Here is an 18,410-nt window from a genome sequence, read left to right on the forward strand (position 1 = left end):
AATGAGAATCATGCATACCATGTTGAGGGTCACCGACCTGAAGCGCTCGGTTGACTTCTACATTAACATTTTGGGCATGCGCGAGATTAGGCGCATGGAAAATCCAGAGTATAAATATACGCTGGTATTCGTCGGCTATGATGAGTTTGACGAAGGTACATTGATTGAGCTGACCTATAACTGGGATGTGGATAAGTATGACCATGGCACTGCTTACGGCCATATCTGCCTGGAAGTGGATGATATCTACCAGTTCTGTGATCGGGTAAAGCAGCAGGGCGGTGTCGTCACGCGCGAGCCCGGCCCGATCAAAGGTGGTACTACGCAGCTGGCTTTTATTAAAGACCCGGATGGTTATGCGATTGAGTTAATTAATAAGGGGCAGGAAGCGAAGATTTAAATAGTAAACTTTCTTTTGAAACAAAAAAGCTGCCAAATGGCAGCTTTTTTAATTTTGGATTTAGGCTGGCGAAAATTGAACCAGCCCGCTAACAAAGAGCTTAACTGGTTACTGCTTTAAGTACTGCATCAATACTATCTTTGGCATCACCAAACAGCATACGGGTATTTTCTTTATAGAAAAGTGGATTATCCACGCCCGCATAGCCAGTGGCCATGCCGCGTTTTAATACGACTGTAGTTTTACCTTTCCAGGGCTCCAGCACTGGCATGCCCGCGATGGGGCTATTGGGCTCTTCCTGTGCCGCTGGGTTTACAATATCGTTGGCGCCGATAACAATAGACACGTCCACATCAGGGAAGTCTTCGTTAATTTCGTCCATTTCGAACACGATATCGTAGGGAACTTTCGCTTCTGCCAAAAGTACGTTCATGTGACCTGGCATACGTCCTGCAACCGGGTGGATACCAAAACGTACATTAACTTTTTTATCGCGCAGTTGCTTAGTCAGTTCAAACACGGTGTGTTGCGCTTGCGCTACTGCCATTCCGTACCCTGGAATAATCATGACCTCTTTAGCGTCAAGCAGCATCTCGGCCACTTCTTCGGCCTGGACCGCAACCACGTCACCAACGTCACCCGCAGGCCCTGCTGGCGCGCCGGAGCCGCCCGATGTGCCAAAGCCACCCGCAATTACCGAAAGGAACTTACGGTTCATAGCGCGACACATGATGTAGCTTAAGATGGCGCCGCTACTACCTACTAGTGCGCCGACCACGATCAACAGGTCGTTGTTCAGCATAAAGCCAGTGGCTGCTGCAGCCCAACCGGAATAGCTGTTGAGCATGGAAACCACTACGGGCATATCAGCACCGCCGATAGCCATAACCATATGGATACCGAAGAGCAAAGCAACTAAAGTCATCAGCATCAGTGGCATCATGCCGCCGCCGGTAGCGGATTGGTTTAAAAAGTCATTACCAAACCAGACGGCCAGTACTAATAAACCCAGGTTGAGCCAGTGACGGGCCGGTAACATTAACGGTTTGCCACTGATTTTTGCGCTCAGTTTTAAGAAGGCAATGATGGAGCCGGAGAAGGTCAGGGCACCGATCAAAATACCCAGATAAGTTTCAACATCATGAATGGTCTTTTCAACACCGGTAATGGCTAGACTATGATCCATAAAGTTAGCATAACCGACTAACACGGCGGCTAAACCGACCAGGCTGTGGAGAATTGCCACTAGCTCTGGCATTTGCGTCATTTCAACTTTCTTGGCTAACACCCAGCCAATTAAGCCACCGATCGCGGCACCGGCAATCAATACCACATAGTTAGCGGTGACAATGCCGATCAGTGTTGCGATCAAAGCTAAGGTCATGCCGATCATGCCGTAAAGGTTACCACGACGTGCGGTTTCCTGGTTGCTTAAGCCACCCAATGCCAGAATAAATAGGATCGAGGCGCCGATGTAGGATACGGTTACTATTCCTGTAGACATGTTTCTCTCCCCTTACTTTCTGAACATAGCTAACATGCGTTGGGTCACGGCAAAGCCGCCCACGATGTTAATGCTGGTGATTAATATGGCGACGCCAGACAGGATCATGATCCAATTTTGATCTGATGAAACTTGAATTAAAGCGCCGATAATGATGATGCTGCTAATCGCGTTAGTCACACTCATCAAGGGGGTGTGCAGCGAGGGAGAAACGTTCCAGATCACCATATAGCCGACAAAACAAGCCAGCACAAACACGGTAAAGTGCGCCATAAAGGCGGCAGGAGCGACTGCACCTAAACCATACAGAGCGGCAACGCCAATTATAAAGGGCAATAAACTCGCTAACTTGCTGGGTTGTTTTGGTTCTGCTTTCACCATGGGTGCTGGCTCAGCCGCTTTTTTTGGTGCTGCGGAGAGCTTCGGTGCCGGTGGTGGCCAGGTGATTTCGCCGCTGTTGATTACAGTCGCACCACGGATAGCCTCGTCTTCCATGTTGACGAAAATTTCACCATTTTTCTCGGGGCTTAATTCGGTTAACAGGTGTCTTAAGTTGGTGCCATATAGCTGACTGGCTTGTGCCGCCAAACGGCTTGGCAGGTCGGTATAACCTATTAGTGTCACGCCGTGCTTGACCACAACCTTATCGGCTTCGGTCAGTTTACAGTTACCGCCTTTTTCAGCGGCCAAATCGACAATTACGCTACCGGGCTTCATGGTTTTAACCATGGCTTCGGTGATTAACTCCGGTGCTGGTCGGCCAGGAATCAATGCCGTGGTGATAATAATGTCGACATCCATCGCTTGTCTTGCGAACAGTTCCATTTCCGCTTTGATAAACTCATCGCTCATGACTTTGGCATAACCACCTTCACCAGTACCGTCATCATCACCTTCGAATTCCAGCATAAGGAATTCAGCATCCATACTTTCGACCTGTTCTTTCACTTCCGGGCGGGTATCGAAAGCACGGACAATTGCCCCCATGCTTTTCGCTGCGCCGATAGCGGCAAGACCGGCAACACCTGCGCCGATCACCAATACTTTTGCGGGAGGAATTTTACCAGCGGCGGTAATCTGGCCGGTAAAGAAGCGTCCAAAATGCTGGGCAGCTTCGACTACGGCGCGGTAGCCGCCAATATTGGCTAGTGAACTTAAGGCGTCCATTTTCTGCGCGCGGGAAATACGCGGTACGCTGTCCATGGCGAGCACCGTAACTTTTTTCTCAGCTAAACGTTGCATCAGCGTTTCATTTTGCGCGGGCCAGATAAAGCTCAGTAGGGTTTGCCCTTCGTGTAGCAACTCGACTTCGTCAATACAAAGCTCAGGATGGGTCTCTGGCGCACGGACCTTAAAAATGATGTCCGATTCTGCCCAGAGCTTTTTTGTGTCCTCAACGATAGTCACGCCTGATTCTCGATAGGCATCGTCAGAAAAGTTAGCTGCCTGACCGGCATTTGACTCTATAGCTACGTCAAACCCCAGCTTAATCAGCTGCTCCGCCACTTCAGGGGTGGTAGCAACCTTTTTCTCCCCTTCATGGATCTCTTTAGGTATCCCAATTCGCATCTTTAATTTCTCCTCAAATGTGAGTACTTCCGCCCTTGGTTTTTACTGCGCTGAGTACATCGGAACAATGCCAGCGCTAATTGACAACGGCCACCGAATACCGAGTAAGTAAAACTGCCGGACTGTTTTTCGTCACCCCTTGTGACGGGGTTTATTGACTGACCGACGAGATGATAATGTTGCGGGGAATGATTGTCTTGCCTGTGAATGTGTAACCTATTGATTTTAGGTGCAGCCCTTCTAGGTTTTTAACATTCGAAAAGTGAGTTGTTAACAGGTTGCCCCGTCAGCCAGTATCGCCCCCAACAATATCAGCGCCAAGTGATAATGAACCACAATGAATTTATTTGCAAAGCCTTGCACTAATTTTAGTGATCTTAGGGGTTATTGGGCTGGGCGCTTGATTCTGGGTTTTGGGCGCGTACTGAGATGATGAATACCGGTTCTACGGGGATATCATAGTTACGTTCGAAGTTGGTGGTGTCGACATTGCTGATTTTATCAACTACCTCCATACCTGTTATGACCTTACCAAATACGGTATAGCCACCGCTACTTTTGCTGTAGTTCAGGTGGGTATTGTCTTCTACATTAATAAAGAACTGTGCTCTGGCGCTATTGACATCTTGAGTGCGCGCCATGGCGATGGTGCCACGCTCATTATTCAAACCATTATTGGCTTCGCTGACAATCGGCTCGCCAGTGGGTTTGAGTTGTAATTCTTGGTCCAGACCGCCGCCTTGAATCATAAAATAGGCAATCACACGGTGAAACAGCGTGCCGTTATAGAAGCCTTGGTTGACGTAATCCAGAAAATTAGCGACCGTGATGGGAGCAGCCGCTGGGTAGAGTACCAACTGAATGGTGCCCATGCTGGTTTCCATGGTGATCAGGGGATTATTGTTGGCTTGATTGTTCGAGTCGGCGTTGTTTGAATCCGCAGTGCTTGGTGCAGCGAATGCTGTACACACTGTAATAAGTAGCCAAATTCGAAGGGATGAAATCATATATCGTGCCTATTTGATATTTTCCAAGAACTGAATTGTTACTGTGTTTTAGACCCAGCCAGGATCTTTTCGCTTGCGGCGAATGGAGGGTATGGTCAGCCCTAAAAAGATACCGATTAAAATAGCCCCGGCACCGTAGAGGAAATATTCTTTGTTAGTATCATCCTTTAGGCGATCAATTTTTGCCGTCATTAATTCAATTTGGTTTTGTAACTGCTGATTTTCTTCGACCAGCTCCTGATTACGTTGATTGATAGCGACGGTATTGCCAGACACCTGCTTGATGTAGGCGAGTTCGTCTGAAATTTTAGTATTAAATTCTTTCAGCGCCTGATTGTCCTGTTGCAACTTCTCAGCCATTTGTTCCAGCTCTGATTGGCTGCCTTTTAAGGCGTTTCTTTGTTCGGAGAGTTCTTTCAATTTGGCTTCCGCCGCTTCGAGCCGTACTTTAGCGATGGGCTGTGACACTAAATAACGGGTCAACATCCAACCTTCGGTACCTTTTTTAGTGACAACTTTGCTGTAACCCGATGCCTTGTCGTCCTCTAAAAGCTTGACCGAGGTGCCTGTTTTCAGCTCTGCCACAATACGGTAACCGTTGGTATTGCCGCTGCGTAATGGGACACGAAAACTATCTGTCACATAAAAAGTTTCTGCCTGTAGCGTAGTACTTAGCAGCAAAGCAGTAAGAGTTAACCAAGCATTCTTCATTCTGACTTCCTTAGGGTAAAACTTTTTTATAGGGTTTTACGGTAACTTTTTGGTACACCCCCGCACTCACAAAGGGGTCTATGTCCGCCCAGGCCTGCGCCGCATCCAGAGAGTCAAATTCGGCCACCACTAGACTGCCGCTATAGCCCGCTGTGCCAGGGTCTTCTGAGTCAATAGCCGGATGTGGTCCAGCCAGGATGAGCCGGCCTTGCTGTTTCAACTGCTCGAGCCTTTCAAGGTGGGCTGGACGGTTGGCTTGGCGCAGCGCTAAGCTGTTAGGTACATCTTCACTGATAATGGCATAGAGCATGCTAAATACTTACTCCTCGTTTTCTTTCTTGGTGCTAATTTGTTCAATTTGTCCTTCGCTAAGGTGTCGACTCAAGTAGAGTCCTTGTAGGACAACAAAAACAATAGTCAATCCAAGCATGCCGAATAGCTTAAAGTTGACCCATTGTTCTTCGGTGAAGTGACCACTGAACGCCACATAAATATTAACTAAACCTGACAGGAGGAAAAAGCCTATCCACAGATAATTGAGTTTGCTCCAGATTGACTTGGGTAATTCAAGTTGGCCGCCCATCATGCGTTCAAGAATATTTTTTGAGCCGATAAATTCACTAACTAAAAATGCCACCGCAAACAACCAGTTAACGACGGTTGGTTTCCACTGAATGAACACCTTGTCCTGGAGAATTACTGTAGCGCCGCCAAGGGTGACGACCAAAAATAGCGTCACCAGGTACATTTTTTCAATCTTACGGGTACGCCAGTAGGCATAAATAACCTGGAACACAGTAGCGGGAATCAGGATGGCGGTCGCGGTCACTATGTCATTGGTGTATTTATAGATTGCAAAAAATATGGCGATGGGAAAGAAATCGAACAACAGTTTTTTCATGGGTTGGCTACATGCAGATGAAGTTTAGACAAGCCCAAGTATAGCCTGAGCGCTGAAATAAAGCGGCGTATTATAAAGCAACTTTTGCGGAATTTCTGATTTGGAGCGAAAAAAAGCCGGATAGCGGAAGTGGCTTCAATGTGTAACAAAAATTTATCGGCAAGATATGGATGAAACTCCGATTAACATATCCTCAGCGCACGCTTCGTGCTTGTTCAAGTTGTTGACATAAAAGCCGAGCGCCTTCTAGCACGCGTGGTGAATGTCTTTGCACGATGTCTGGGGGAATAAAGAAAAGGTGGCCGTGTTTAACCGCTTTCAGGGTTGGCCAGTTTAACCAATTATCCAGCCAGTCCGGGCGTTGTGCATCTATGCCGCTGGAGATGATGACTTCTGGGTCTTGTGTTAAGACAGCCTCGATACTGATCTGTGTGGTCAGATTTGGCAGATCAGAAAATACGTTTTTGCCGCCGCAGAGCTTGATTAAATGGCTGATCAAATGACGCTCATTTAGTGTGACCAGCGGATTATTCCATACCTGATAGAAGGTGGTTACCGGGCGACGCTGGGAATAGGTAAAGCGCAATTGCTGTAATTCATTGAGAAAGGCAGCGCTGGCCTTGTCAGCGACGGAGGTATTTCCTGTCAGACGACCGAGTCTGATGAGGTTGGTGGCGATATCTTCAGGAATTTCTGGGTTAGTGGTATAGAGAGGAAGGCCTAGTTCTTTAAGTCGATTAATCTGGTTGGCACCATTGCCACTAAGCCAAGCAACCACTAGGTCGGGTTTAATCGCCATAAGGGTTTCGAAATCAATTTTTGTATAGGTTCCTAACTGTGGCAGAGTTTTCGCAATAGGTGGGTAATCGCTGTAGCTAACGCCTGCTATTACCTGACTACCGGCCCCGGCCGCAAATAACATTTCCGTGACATGTGGCGCTAGGCTCGCCACACGTTTTGCCGGTTTGCTGGTCTGAATGGAATGACCGAGGTCATCAGTCACCTGAATTGAGCCTGATTGCGCAAGCGAGATGCGAATAATAAGCATACAGGCGATAAAAAGCAGGTGTCGCATTAGTTGAGTGTTGTCCGCACAGAGCTATTAAGTGATTGTCTATTAGCCATAATGAGCGACCATCGTTAACAGTACTCCGACTTCAAGCATTTCCACTAGCGCACCCGTAGTATCCCCGGTACAACCGCCAATACGTGTAATCATCATCCTTCGCAACATCAGGAAAGATAGCCCGCTCACCAGTATTATTTTTAAACTGAGTGAAAAGGCTGCCAGTAATAGGAAGGTGGGAAGCAGAAGGCAAATAGCGAGGGCCGTGCGACGAGGAAAGTGGTTAATCAAAACTTCACCTAAGCCCAGGGGGCGGACATAGGGGGTTGTGAGAAACAATACCAGTATGCTCAATCGGGCCAGTACCGGAGGTATTAGCAGCAGTAATAAATTACCACTCAGCATAAGAAGTGCAGCTAATGTGGCCGCTTTGATTAAAAGCAATAGCACCAACGCGGTTACAGCCATTGGGCCACAGTGGGGGTCTTTCATTATTCTGAGAGTGCGCTCGCCAGAACCTAAGCCCCCGGCCCAGGCATCGACAGAGTCAGCAAAGCCGTCCAGATGCAGTGCGCCAGTGAGTATTACCCAAATAGTGAGCACCAGAACCGCGCTGAGTATGTGTGTAAACAGCAGGTTTGATACATAGGCGGTTGCAGAAAGCGATAACCCCAGCAGCAATCCGATCAGCGGGTAATAGAGTGACGATTGCCCGATATCTTCCCCATCGGGTGTCGCTGTTGTGGGGAGTGGAATAATCGTTAAAAATTGGCAGGCCAGTAGGAACGGGCGCAGGCTCTGAGCTATCATTGAATTGTAATGACAGGGTTATGAAAAACAAGAACAGGGTGGCGACTGTCGGCGCCATGATAAACCCGAATACGGCTGAGCGCGGCATAGGGCACATGCAGGCGCCCGATTGCATTTAACGGCATATTTAGCACCTGTGCCAAAATAATTCTGATAGTGCCGCCGTGCTGCACGCAAAGAATATGTTCGTCTTCGTAGCTGTTAATTGTTTCCTGCCAGCCAGCCAAAACGCGCTGTTGAAAATCGCTCATATTTTCCCCACCAGGAGGTGATAGCTTGGCGGGGTTAAGCATGAACTGCTTAGCATGTTCAGGATAATTATCCCAGACCTCCTGTATTGGTCTGCCATCCCAGTCGCCAAAGTGCATTTCGCGGAAGAATGAATTGACCTCTGCGGGGATACCGATCTCCTCGGCCAATTGATCGCTAAACCGCTGACAGCGTTGCAGCGGTGACGTAATGATGCGCTGCCACGGTAAGGGCTGCTCTACCAGCGAGAGGCTTTCGCGCATCTGTCGCCAACCAGAATCCGTTAGCGCAACATCGGTATGGCCGCGGTAGATTTCTCCACCCTCGCATTCTCCGTGCCGTAATAAATCAATAGTTGTGAAGCTGTTTAGGTTCATTCGCTTGCCCCATGGGACTTATCACTAACACCTGCATTTTCAAAGGTAGCCATCTGGTTATGTAGTCGACAAGCCATGCGCAGCAAGGGGGCGGCAACTGCAGCGCCACTGCCTTCGCCAAGGCGCATTCCCAATGAAAGTAGAGGGTGAGCGTTCAATGCTTGCAAAACCTTTTGATGGCCCTGTTCCGCTGACTGATGGGAGAAGATTAACCAATCTCTTACGCCGGGATTTATTTTAACGGCTAACAATGCTGCGACGGTACAGATAAAACCATCGACCAGAACCGCTAGCCCAAGCTGGGCACAATGGGTATAAGCGCCAACCAAAGCGGCGATCTCAAATCCGCCCAGACACTCTAATATTGATATAGGCTCAGCCAATAATGCCTGGTGCTTTTCCAAAGCTCTTCTTACCGCCGCTATTTTGCGTGCAAGGCCTTCATTGTCAACACCTGTGCCTGATCCTACCAGCGCTGATGCAGGCTCGCGTAATACAGCACAGGCTAGAGCCGCAGCCGTGGTGGTATTACCAATGCCCATTTCGCCACCGATAAAAATATCAGCGCCGTTGGCCATTGCTTCTGCGGCAATGGTTTGCCCTGCTTTGAGAGCCTGTGCAAGCTGTTCCGATGACATGGCGGGTTCGACACAAAAATTCTTGGTGCCGGGGCCAACAATATAATTTAGCACCTTCGCATGTGTGGGAGCGGAGTTGGCAGTACCTAAATTCACAACCGCAAAATCGGCTTCTAGCTCCTCGGCTAACTGACTAATTGCAGCACCGCCATGGACGAAATTGCGAATCATTTCTACCGTCACGGCTTGAGGGAAGGCGGAAACCCCTTCTGTAGCCACACCATGGTCGGCAGCAAAAATACGAATTGTGATATGCCGGATATTTGGAGAGAGTTTGTTTTGCATGGCAGCTAGTTGTATTGCCAACTCTTCCAGTTGGCCTAAGGAGCCAGCAGGTTTGGTGAGGGTTAGTTGATGTTGTCGTGCCTGTATGGCCAGATCGACGTTAATTGTTTTAGCCGGAAGTTGTAACCAAGTGCCCATTAACTATTCTCCAAAATGGATGTATCTTTTAGACAATGCGCCAGTCCTGCCACCGCATAGGTGACGCGATCGCAAATTTGCGCTAATCCCTGATGTAACCAACCATTTTCATCGACGAACTGACGGGTTAGATGGCCGAGTGGGACGATGCCAGAACCGACTTCATTGCCAACCAGAATAATGTCGCCCGGCAGGCTGGGCAGAGTTTCAAATAACGCCTTACGCTCTTTGCGCCAAACAGCTGGATTTACAAGATGATTGCTGACCCAGAGCGTCAAGCAATCAACCACCACACAACGGTCTTTCGCAGCCTCGCGACTGAGCACCACAGTTAGCTCAAGGGGTTCTTCAATCACTAACCAACGATTATCACGCCGTTCGCGGTGTTGCCTGATACGTTGCGCCATTTCTGCATCTCCCTCTTCGGCGGTTGCGATGTAAACCAGTTGTTTTTTACTAGCGATGGCGTGCTGCTCTGCCAGTCGACTTTTGCCTGAGCGCGCGCCGCCTAGAATTAGCTCAAGCATGGGTTGCCGCTAAGTCGAATATTTTTGTTAAATCCAAGTGCTCCTCCAGCGTATCGGCTAGCCTTTCGAGATCAACCTCCTTGCGCAGAAAGTAATCCGGTGTTTGAGTGGCCTTGAGTCCCGCCCAGCTTAAAAGCGCTTCACAGGCTTGGCGATTATCGAATAGTCCATGCATATAAGTGCCTAGGATTTGTTCGTCGTCAGAGACCGCACCATCGTAACGATCGGGAAGCCGGATGGCGGGATAGTTAAGGGCAGGACCGGTGGATACACCACAGTGTATTTCATAGCCAGCCACCGGAGTGTCGCCGACAATAGTTAAGCGGCCAATCACACGATGTAATTGCTTTTCGGCGACAAGTAGGGTTTTCATGTCGAGAAGGCTGAGTCCTTCGGCGCGGCTAACCGAACCTTCTATGTGCAAGGGGTCTTCAATGAGTGTACCAAGCATTTGAAAGCCGCCGCAGATACCCATCAGTTTGCCGCCATAGCGTAGATGTTTTTGGATGGCGGACTCCCAACCGTTATCGCGCAGCCATTGCAGGTCGCGAATCACACTTTTGCTGCCAGGAAGTATGATTAGGTCAGCACCGGGAATAGCTTGTCCAGGCCCGACAAAGGTTAAGTTTACCTGTGGGTGCAGGCGTAGCGGGTCGAAATCCGTATGGTTGCTGATGCGAGAAAGTACCGGGACAATAACCTTAAGCTGAGCCTTGCTATGATCGATCAATTGCTGGGTGCTAATGGCGTCTTCGGCCTCCAAATGGAAGTCTTGTAAATAGGGTAAGACACCAAAAACGGGTTTGCTGGTGCGTTGTTCCAACCAGTCCAGGCCGGGTTTCAGTAGCGCCAGATCGCCACGGAATTTATTGATCACAAAACCTAACACGCGATTTTGCTCAGAAGCGGGGAGCAGCGCGAGCGTACCCACTAAATGAGCGAACACGCCGCCGCGATCAATGTCGGCAATCAGAATAACCGGGCAATCAGCCTCCTCAGCAAAGCCCATATTAGCGATATCGTTGTCACGCAGATTGATTTCCGCCGGGCTACCCGCACCTTCAACAATAATCACTTTATAGCGTTGCTTAAGACGGTGATAGGACTCAAAAACAGCCTGTTTAGCAATGGCTTTGTAGTCATGATAGGCAATGGCGTCCATTTCCGTCAGCGCTTTGCCTTGGATGATAACCTGCGCACCCGTATCGCTATTGGGTTTGAGTAATATCGGGTTCATATCAACGCTGGCTTCAAGCCTGCAAGCCTGCGCTTGCACGGCTTGAGCGCGGCCTATCTCACCGCTGTCTTCAGTTACGGCACTGTTGAGCGCCATATTTTGTGGTTTAAAGGGGGCGACGCACACACCTCTGCGGACTAATGCTCGGCACAGGCCACTAACTAATACACTTTTGCCCGCATCGGAAGTGGTGCCTTGCACCATTAGGGTAAAGGATGGCTGTTCAGCGTTCACAGTGCTGTTGATACCCATATTGACTAAAGGAGTTAATAATCAACCCCCTGACGGGCTTTCACTCCCGCCTTGAAAGCATGTTTGATTTCCTTGATTTCAGAAACCGTATCAGCAAGTTCTTGCAGAGCACTGCCGCCGCCGCGACCGGTGATGACCACGCTTTGATTTTTGGGGCGGTTTTTTAGTGCCTTGAGAATACGTTCTTCATCCAGGTATTTGTAGGCAATCATGTAGGTGAGCTCGTCCAGTACGACCAAATGGTAACTGTCATCCTTTAGCATTGGCTCGACCTTAGCCCAGGTGGTTTTCGCGGCAGCAATGTCGCCGTCGCGATCCTGAGTGTCCCAGGTGAAGCCTGTGCCCATTTGATAAAAATCTACCTGCGGGCATTGTTCCCGCAAGTAGATTTCCTCGCCGGATAGCTGCTGGCCTTTGATAAATTGAACCACGCCCACTTTGAAACCATAGCCCAGCGCGCGTATCACCATGCCAAAGGCGGAGCTGCTCTTACCCTTGCCATTGCCGGTCAGCAGAATGAGCACACCACGTTCTGCTGCGGCTTCTTCAATGTGCTGATCGACCTTGGCTTTTTGCTTTTGCATGGCGCGTTTGTGCTTGTCGGCTTTGGCTTTGCTGGTTTTCTCATTGGTCATGGTCATTTCCAGGTCAGAGATTGTTTTATAGTTCGTAACGTACCGAAATTGCCGCTGTCATTCCCTCGGTTTCAAAAGGCTGGATCAAACGGTATTCTTGGTCGAATAGATTGTTAATCTTCAATGCTAGGCTTAGTTCGTTATTGATTTGATAACGGGCACGCAGATCGACTGTTCCATAACCGCTCAGCCGATCTTTTCTGCCGTCGAAATCTTGATCCTGATCCAGGCGATAACTTTGTACCTGCCAAAACAACGCAAAATCGAGTTTGCCAAATTGTCTAGAGATGTCCAGATTGGCACTGGCGCGTGAACGCCTGATTAGTAGGCTGTCGTCACTCTTATCGCGTGGGTCGGTGTAAGTTAGCGTCACTGCTGTACGCCAGCCGAACAGATCAAGATTGGCGCCAACTTCACCACCTAATATCTCGGCTTCAGCGACGTTGGCAACAGTTGAATAATCGTTACTTAGGCTAATGAGATCATCAATATCGGTTTGATAGAGAGAGGCGAACCAACCGATGTTGCCGGTTTGGCCGCGCACCATTAGCTCCACGGATTCGGACTCTTCTGGTGTGAGATTCGGGTTGCCCTCAAAGGTAAAGCACGAACCGAAGAAACAGCCAAAATCGGTGAAGGGAAAATAGAGATCATTAAAGGTGGGGGATTTAAACCCCGTGCCATAGGAGAGGCTCACCAGAATATCATCCGTCAGGTCATAGCCGATAGCGAGGTTCCCGGTTTCGTAACTGCCGAAGGCTTCATTGTCATCGGTGCGTAATCCTGCTTCGAGGGTCCAGCGTTCGATTTTGCCGAGATACTGAGCAAACCAGGAGTGATTATCGCGCTCGTTCTCAATAAAGTTTGCGCTGCTACTGACATCATCGATGTGGTAATCGTAACCGAAACTTAACTGATGGTTTTCCGCCATAGAGTAGTCCAATTGTAGCGTGGCTGAATCCCGGGTGGTTTCGAACAGGGCGGGGGAAAATCCGAAGGAATAGGTTTTGTCGCGGTAGCGTCCGAATTGAGCTTTAAGCTTGAGGTCATCCCGGATGGGAAGTGAAATCGATAGATCACGACTTTCGTTGATGAAATCGGTTGAGTCATTGCTGCCGTCAAGCTCGGTATTGCCTTCGCTACGCAGATAGCTCATTGCCAGGGAGATACCGTTAGCGAACTCATGTTGAATATTGGCTGATAGGGCCGATTCACGGTAGCCATCCTTGTCGGTGTCGGCGCCACTGTTGTCGTAGGTACGGTCATAGCCTTCCGATTCTGTATAGGATCCGTTCAGGCTATAGGACGTGTTACCGTATAGCCCGCGCACTCCGGCCTGGCTGATGTGGGTATCATGTGAGCCGTAGCTGAAGTCGAGATAGGGTTTGAATTCTCCTTTGCCTTTTTTTGTAAAAATCTGCACGACACCACCAATAGCATCGCTACCGTAGAGACTGGAGCGTGGCCCGCGCACTAATTCAACCCGTTCAATCTGAGTGACGGGCAAGTGTGTTAATGCGGTGGTACCGCTGGTAGCGCTGGCAGCACGGACGCCATCAATCAAGACTAAGACGTGGTCATTCTCTGTGCCGCGCAGGCGCAACGAGGTGAGGCTGCCTAGACCGCCACTGTGATCGATATCGAGGCCGGGAATATGATCGAGCAGTTCCGGTAGGCTTTGCGCCTGTGCTCTATCTATCTCAACTTCGGATAAAATTACCGCGGATGAAAGGCTGTTTTTCAGTGCTTGTTCAGAGCGAGTAGCGGTGACCAGAATATGATCATCCAACCGCTGTTCCGCTTGCGTTATGATGGGGGTAAATGCCGTGGCTGTGGCAACGGCGACTGCAATTAAATTTTTCATGAGAATCCTCAATAGCTGTAAAAATTAAGCGATCGAGGGAGGGGAAATCGTTTGAAGCTGAAGCTTAGAAGGCATGATCAGCTACAGATGAAGCCCTCCGCTACATCGTTCGAGAACTGTTCAAGGCCGGTTCCGGGCTTCTCACAAATATTGCGATTCACCGTTGCGGGGGCAGCGTTGGTTTAGCAGTAGGTCAGCCAATCACAGACCAGTGCGCACCAAACTTCCCGTTTAACTCAGCGCTCTAATTTGGCAAATAGAGCGTTAAGCACCTTATACAGGGACAGTGAATATAACAGGTTCTACTTTGGCTTAGCAATGACAAGAATTGAAATTAATCGCTAGGCCAGCATAGTGTCACATGTTTCAATAGCCCTATAACTATTGTTGGTAGCGAAAATAATGGATATGAAAGTTGATTTGCATTGTCATACAAATCTTTCAGATGGGGTGTTATCGCCGACAGAATTAGTACGCTATGCGGGCGCTTTGGATATCGAAATGCTGGCACTTACCGATCATGACCGAGCTGATATATTGCCAGAGGTAAGTGCCATCGCACAATCGCTGTCAATCCAGTTGATCGCTGGTATTGAACTGTCGAGTCAGTGGCGCAAAAGTGGAGTTCACATTGTCGGGCTAGGGGTCGCGCTCGACAGTGAGGTTTTACAACAGGTGGTAGCAAGACAAACACAAACGAGAGAATTGCGAGCACAGGAAATTGGTGAGCGTCTAGCGAAATTAAACATCGAAGATAGTTACGCGCAGGCCAAAGCTATCGCTGCCGAGAGCCAGATTGGACGCCCACATTTCGCACAGTACTTGGTAGAAACCGGACAGGTTAAGGATCTAAAGACCGCTTATAAAAGATATTTGGGGGTGGGCAAGGCTGGTGATGTGAAGAGTTTTTGGCCACAGCTGGAGGAGGTTGTGGATTGGATACATGCTGCCAACGGCTATGCGGTTCTGGCGCATCCGGCGAAATATAAATTAACGCGACGCAAACTCGACACGCTTTGCCGGGATTTTAAGGACGCGGGAGGTGATGGCATAGAGGTAGTGTCTGGTATGCAAACCAAGGATGTAACCGATTATCATGAACAGCTGTGTAAAAAATACTCTTTTTATGCGTCCTGCGGGAGTGATTTTCATGGTCCAGTTTCCTCCTGGCATGATTTGGGAAAGATGTCCGTTATACCCACGTCCTGTGTCCCGATATGGGATCTTTGGCGTTAAATTCACGGTTGTCTTGATCAAAGGTGCTGCTGGGGTAAAAAATTCCTGCTAACTTAGGCAAAAATCTGCGTAATTAGCGCTTGCCAGAATTGTCCGAAATCGTTAGATTGCCAGCCCAATTGGAAAATCAACGTTTATGAGCCAGTTCTTCACCATACATCCCGATAACCCGCAAAGCCGCTTGATTACACAGGCGGTGGAGATTATTAATGGTGGCGGTGTTATCGTTTATCCGACTGATTGCGCTTATGCGCTGGGCTGTCATATTGGTGATAAGTCCGCAGTAGATCGTATCCGTCGAATTCGCAAATTGGATGACAAACACAACTTCACCCTGATCTGTCGTGATTTGTCAGATGTTTCAACCTATGCCAAGGTGGACAATACAACTTATCGTCTGCTGAAAGCTCATACTCCCGGCGCATATACCTTTATTTTACGTGCCACCAGCGAAGTACCGCGTCGCCTGTTACATCCGAAGCGGCGCACTATTGGTTTACGTATTCCAGATCATCGAATTACACAGGCGTTACTTGAACAGTTGGGCGAACCCATGATGAGTTCCTCGTTAATTTTGCCCGGACAGGATCTACCTTTGACTGAACCTTACGATATTAGAGAAGTGCTGGAGCATTCCGTCGATTTGGTGATTGACGGTGGATACTGCGGTATGGAGGCAACAACGGTAGTGAATTTGATCGAGGAAATCCCCTCTCTGGTGCGGGTTGGTGTTGGTGACCCCAGTCCTTTTGAATAGTCCTTTTGTGCACTACGTCGCAATGCTCTGCTAAATAAAGCGCCTGTCGGATGCAGTTACTTTGCTCATTCAACGTAATCCTCGGTATAATGCGGCAGTCAAAATTGTCACCCGAAATATCTTAATAGGTTAGGAGTTAAGTTTGTCCGTTACCCCATCTAAACACCGCGTTTTATCTGGTATGAGACCGACCGGAAAGCTACATTTAGGCCATTATCATGGCGTCCTCAAAAACTGGGTCAAATTACAGCACGAAAGTGAATGTTTTTTCTGCATCGTTGATTGGCATGCTTTGACGACGCATTATGATAATCCGCACGATATCCAACAGCATGTTTGGGATATGGCGATTGACTGGTTGGCAGCGGGGATTAATCCCGGTTCAGCAACTATTTTTATTCAATCCCGTGTATTGGAACATGCTGAACTGCATCTGTTATTGTCAATGATTACACCGCTGAGCTGGCTGGAGCGGGTGCCGACTTACAAAGAACAGCAGGAGAAGATCAAGGATAAGGACCTCGCCACCTATGGCTTTTTAGGTTATCCCTTGTTACAGGCGGCCGACATACTGGTATACCGTGCGGGCTCAGTGCCGGTGGGTGCCGATCAGGTGCCACATGTGGAAATGTGTCGCGAGATTGCACGCCGTTTCAATCACCTGTATGGCCGTGATGCCGGTTTTGAGGAGCAGGCGGAGGCCGCCATCAAAAAGATGGGTAAAAAAGCATCCAAAGCCTATCAACAGCTGAAAAAGCAATTTCAGCAACAGGGCGATCTGGAGGCGCTGGAGAGAGCGGCTGCGTTAGTTGAGGAGCAGCAAAATATTTCTCTGAGTGATCGCGAACGCTTGATTGGTTTTATTGAAGGCGGTGGTAAGGTGATTTTACCGGAACCTAAGGCACTACTGACCCCGGAGTCTAAAATGCCCGGTTTGGATGCGCAAAAAATGTCGAAGTCCTATGGTAATACAATTGCTTTGCGTGAAGAACCGGATATGGTTGAACAGAAAATTCGCACCATGCAGACGGATCCAGCGCGGGTGCGGCGAACCGATCCCGGCGATCCGGACAAATGCCCGGTATGGCAGTTACATGAAATTTATTCCGACGAAAAGACCCAAAACTGGGTGCAGGAAGGGTGTCGCAGTGCGGGTATCGGTTGTATCGATTGTAAGCAGCCGGTGATTGAAGCGATTAATGCGGAGTTGGAGCCGATGAGGGTGCGGGCGAAGGAATATGAAGACAATCCCGATATAGTACGAGGTATTCTCGCAGAGGGGTGTGAAGCCGCAAGGGACGAGGCTCGCCAGACCATGGAAACAGTACGGGCGGCCATGGGGCTTCTTTACCGTTAAGGCGGCTATTAACCATGACTGGTGCGGCACAGGATTCCACAGAAAAAACAGAGTTAGTTGAAAATGCTGAGGCTGCTGTGGGGTTATCTGCCGCCCATCCACAGAAACAACAGGAGATGCCCTTTGCGATCGTTGAGGGCAAACCCTATACCCAAATCCCCCAGGATCTCTATATTCCGCCGGATGCGCTGGAAGTTATTTTGGAGGCCTTTGAAGGACCGTTGGATTTACTGCTCTATCTGATCAAGCGACAGAACCTTGATATTCTCAATATCAATGTTTCTAAGATTACGGATCAGTATATGCAGTACGTCGAGTTAATGAAGTCGATTCAGTTGGAGCTGGCGGCGGAGTACCTGGTGATGGCGGCGATGCTGGCGGAAATTAAATCCAGAATGCTATTGCCTCGTCATGCCATTCTGGAAGAAGACGAGGGTGATCCGCGTGCGGAATTGATTCGCCGATTGCAGGAATATGAGCGCTACAAACAGGCTGCTGAAGACATTGATGAGCTGCCGCGCCTCGAACGAGATCTGTTCCTGGCGAGCGCCGAAGTGCCGCCATTCGAGAGCAATAAGCCGTTGCCAGATGTGACGTTGAAGGAGTTAATGCTCAGTTTGTCCTTGGTGCTAAAACGTGCGGAAATGTTTGAAAGTCACTCAGTGCAGATGGAAAAGCTCTCCACACGTGAGCGCATGTCGCATATTCTTACGCGGTTGCAGGGAAATCAGTTTGTGCCCTTTATTAGTCTGTTTACTGTTGAAGAAGGACGGCGTGGTGTAGTGGTGACTTTTTTGGCGATGATGGAATTGATCAAGGAATCTTTAATTGAAATTGTCCAGAATGAGATGTTTGGACCAATTCATATTAAAGCACGCTAACAGGGGTGA

Annotated in this window: 19 protein-coding genes and 1 riboswitch; of the genes, 5 read left to right on the plus strand and 14 right to left on the minus strand. The window is 48.9% G+C overall.

Annotated elements, in window-relative coordinates:
- Window position 1: 1 nt before the first annotated feature.
- Complete coding sequence (gene gloA / locus H6995_03730) at window positions 2-400, plus strand: lactoylglutathione lyase (protein ID MCP5214103.1); 399 nt, start codon at window positions 2-4, stop codon at window positions 398-400.
- A gap of 100 nt (window positions 401-500) precedes the next feature.
- Here the strand turns inward: gloA and pntB are convergent, their stop codons facing one another.
- The 14 genes from pntB to H6995_03800 form a co-directional block, all read right to left on the minus strand.
- Window positions 501-1,904 carry a Re/Si-specific NAD(P)(+) transhydrogenase subunit beta gene (pntB, locus tag H6995_03735; GenBank protein ID MCP5214104.1) on the minus strand — a complete coding sequence of 468 codons (1,404 nt, stop codon included), beginning with the start codon at window positions 1,902-1,904 and terminating at the stop codon, window positions 501-503.
- 12 nt (window positions 1,905-1,916) lie between these two features.
- On the minus strand, window positions 1,917-3,473 hold the full coding sequence (locus tag H6995_03740) for a Re/Si-specific NAD(P)(+) transhydrogenase subunit alpha (protein ID MCP5214105.1): 1,557 nt from the start codon (window positions 3,471-3,473) through the stop codon (window positions 1,917-1,919).
- A 377-nt stretch (window positions 3,474-3,850) separates the two neighbouring features.
- On the minus strand, window positions 3,851-4,480 hold the full coding sequence (locus tag H6995_03745) for a peptidylprolyl isomerase (GenBank protein MCP5214106.1): 630 nt from the start codon (window positions 4,478-4,480) through the stop codon (window positions 3,851-3,853).
- A 48-nt stretch (window positions 4,481-4,528) separates the two neighbouring features.
- Window positions 4,529-5,191, minus strand: coding sequence for a TIGR04211 family SH3 domain-containing protein (locus tag H6995_03750; GenBank protein ID MCP5214107.1), 663 nt, complete (start codon window positions 5,189-5,191; stop codon window positions 4,529-4,531).
- Window positions 5,192-5,201: 10 nt separating this feature from the next.
- Window positions 5,202-5,501: a YciI family protein gene (locus H6995_03755; GenBank protein ID MCP5214108.1), complete on the minus strand. Its 300-nt coding sequence runs from the start codon at window positions 5,499-5,501 to the stop codon at window positions 5,202-5,204.
- 9 nt (window positions 5,502-5,510) lie between these two features.
- On the minus strand, window positions 5,511-6,092 hold the full coding sequence (locus tag H6995_03760; GenBank protein MCP5214109.1) for a septation protein A: 582 nt from the start codon (window positions 6,090-6,092) through the stop codon (window positions 5,511-5,513).
- Window positions 6,093-6,285: 193 nt separating this feature from the next.
- Window positions 6,286-7,140, minus strand: a complete 855-nt coding sequence (locus tag H6995_03765) for a cobalamin-binding protein (GenBank protein MCP5214110.1) — start codon at window positions 7,138-7,140, stop codon at window positions 6,286-6,288.
- A 69-nt stretch (window positions 7,141-7,209) separates the two neighbouring features.
- Window positions 7,210-7,953 (minus strand): adenosylcobinamide-GDP ribazoletransferase, encoded by a 744-nt coding sequence (locus H6995_03770; protein ID MCP5214111.1) that lies wholly within the window; start codon window positions 7,951-7,953, stop codon window positions 7,210-7,212.
- An 11-nt stretch (window positions 7,954-7,964) separates the two neighbouring features.
- The gene (locus tag H6995_03775) at window positions 7,965-8,594 is read right to left on the minus strand and encodes a histidine phosphatase family protein (protein MCP5214112.1); all 630 of its coding nucleotides are present in this window, start codon (window positions 8,592-8,594) and stop codon (window positions 7,965-7,967) included.
- Entirely contained in the window at window positions 8,591-9,655 is a 1,065-nt protein-coding gene (cobT, locus tag H6995_03780; GenBank protein MCP5214113.1) for a nicotinate-nucleotide--dimethylbenzimidazole phosphoribosyltransferase, read from the minus strand. Before cobT ends, H6995_03775 begins: the two co-directional genes overlap by 4 nt.
- Window positions 9,655-10,182, minus strand: a complete 528-nt coding sequence (gene cobU / locus H6995_03785; GenBank protein ID MCP5214114.1) for a bifunctional adenosylcobinamide kinase/adenosylcobinamide-phosphate guanylyltransferase — start codon at window positions 10,180-10,182, stop codon at window positions 9,655-9,657. The genes cobT and cobU overlap by 1 nt, the downstream gene beginning before the upstream one ends.
- A complete protein-coding gene (locus H6995_03790) occupies window positions 10,175-11,671 on the minus strand; it encodes a cobyric acid synthase (protein MCP5214115.1) in 1,497 nt (498 codons plus the stop codon). The genes cobU and H6995_03790 overlap by 8 nt, the downstream gene beginning before the upstream one ends.
- A 14-nt stretch (window positions 11,672-11,685) precedes the next feature.
- Entirely contained in the window at window positions 11,686-12,306 is a 621-nt protein-coding gene (gene cobO / locus H6995_03795; GenBank protein MCP5214116.1) for a cob(I)yrinic acid a,c-diamide adenosyltransferase, read from the minus strand.
- A 25-nt stretch (window positions 12,307-12,331) separates the two neighbouring features.
- Window positions 12,332-14,170, minus strand: coding sequence for a TonB-dependent receptor (locus tag H6995_03800; GenBank protein MCP5214117.1), 1,839 nt, complete (start codon window positions 14,168-14,170; stop codon window positions 12,332-12,334).
- 106 nt (window positions 14,171-14,276) lie between these two features.
- Window positions 14,277-14,461: riboswitch (cobalamin riboswitch) on the minus strand.
- A gap of 117 nt (window positions 14,462-14,578) precedes the next feature.
- Between H6995_03800 and H6995_03805 the strand changes: the two genes are divergently transcribed.
- From H6995_03805 to H6995_03820, 4 genes are all read left to right on the plus strand, one after another.
- A complete protein-coding gene (locus H6995_03805) occupies window positions 14,579-15,406 on the plus strand; it encodes a PHP domain-containing protein (protein MCP5214118.1) in 828 nt (275 codons plus the stop codon).
- Window positions 15,407-15,542: 136 nt separating this feature from the next.
- Window positions 15,543-16,163: a threonylcarbamoyl-AMP synthase gene (locus tag H6995_03810; protein ID MCP5214119.1), complete on the plus strand. Its 621-nt coding sequence runs from the start codon at window positions 15,543-15,545 to the stop codon at window positions 16,161-16,163.
- 142 nt (window positions 16,164-16,305) lie between these two features.
- A complete protein-coding gene (locus H6995_03815; GenBank protein MCP5214120.1) occupies window positions 16,306-17,520 on the plus strand; it encodes a tryptophan--tRNA ligase in 1,215 nt (404 codons plus the stop codon).
- A 14-nt stretch (window positions 17,521-17,534) separates the two neighbouring features.
- Window positions 17,535-18,401 carry a segregation/condensation protein A gene (locus H6995_03820; GenBank protein ID MCP5214121.1) on the plus strand — a complete coding sequence of 289 codons (867 nt, stop codon included), beginning with the start codon at window positions 17,535-17,537 and terminating at the stop codon, window positions 18,399-18,401.
- Window positions 18,402-18,410 lie beyond the last annotated feature (9 nt).

The sequence above is a fragment of the Pseudomonadales bacterium genome, from assembly GCA_024234615.1.
Classification (GTDB): domain Bacteria; phylum Pseudomonadota; class Gammaproteobacteria; order Pseudomonadales; family IMCC2047; genus JAJFKB01.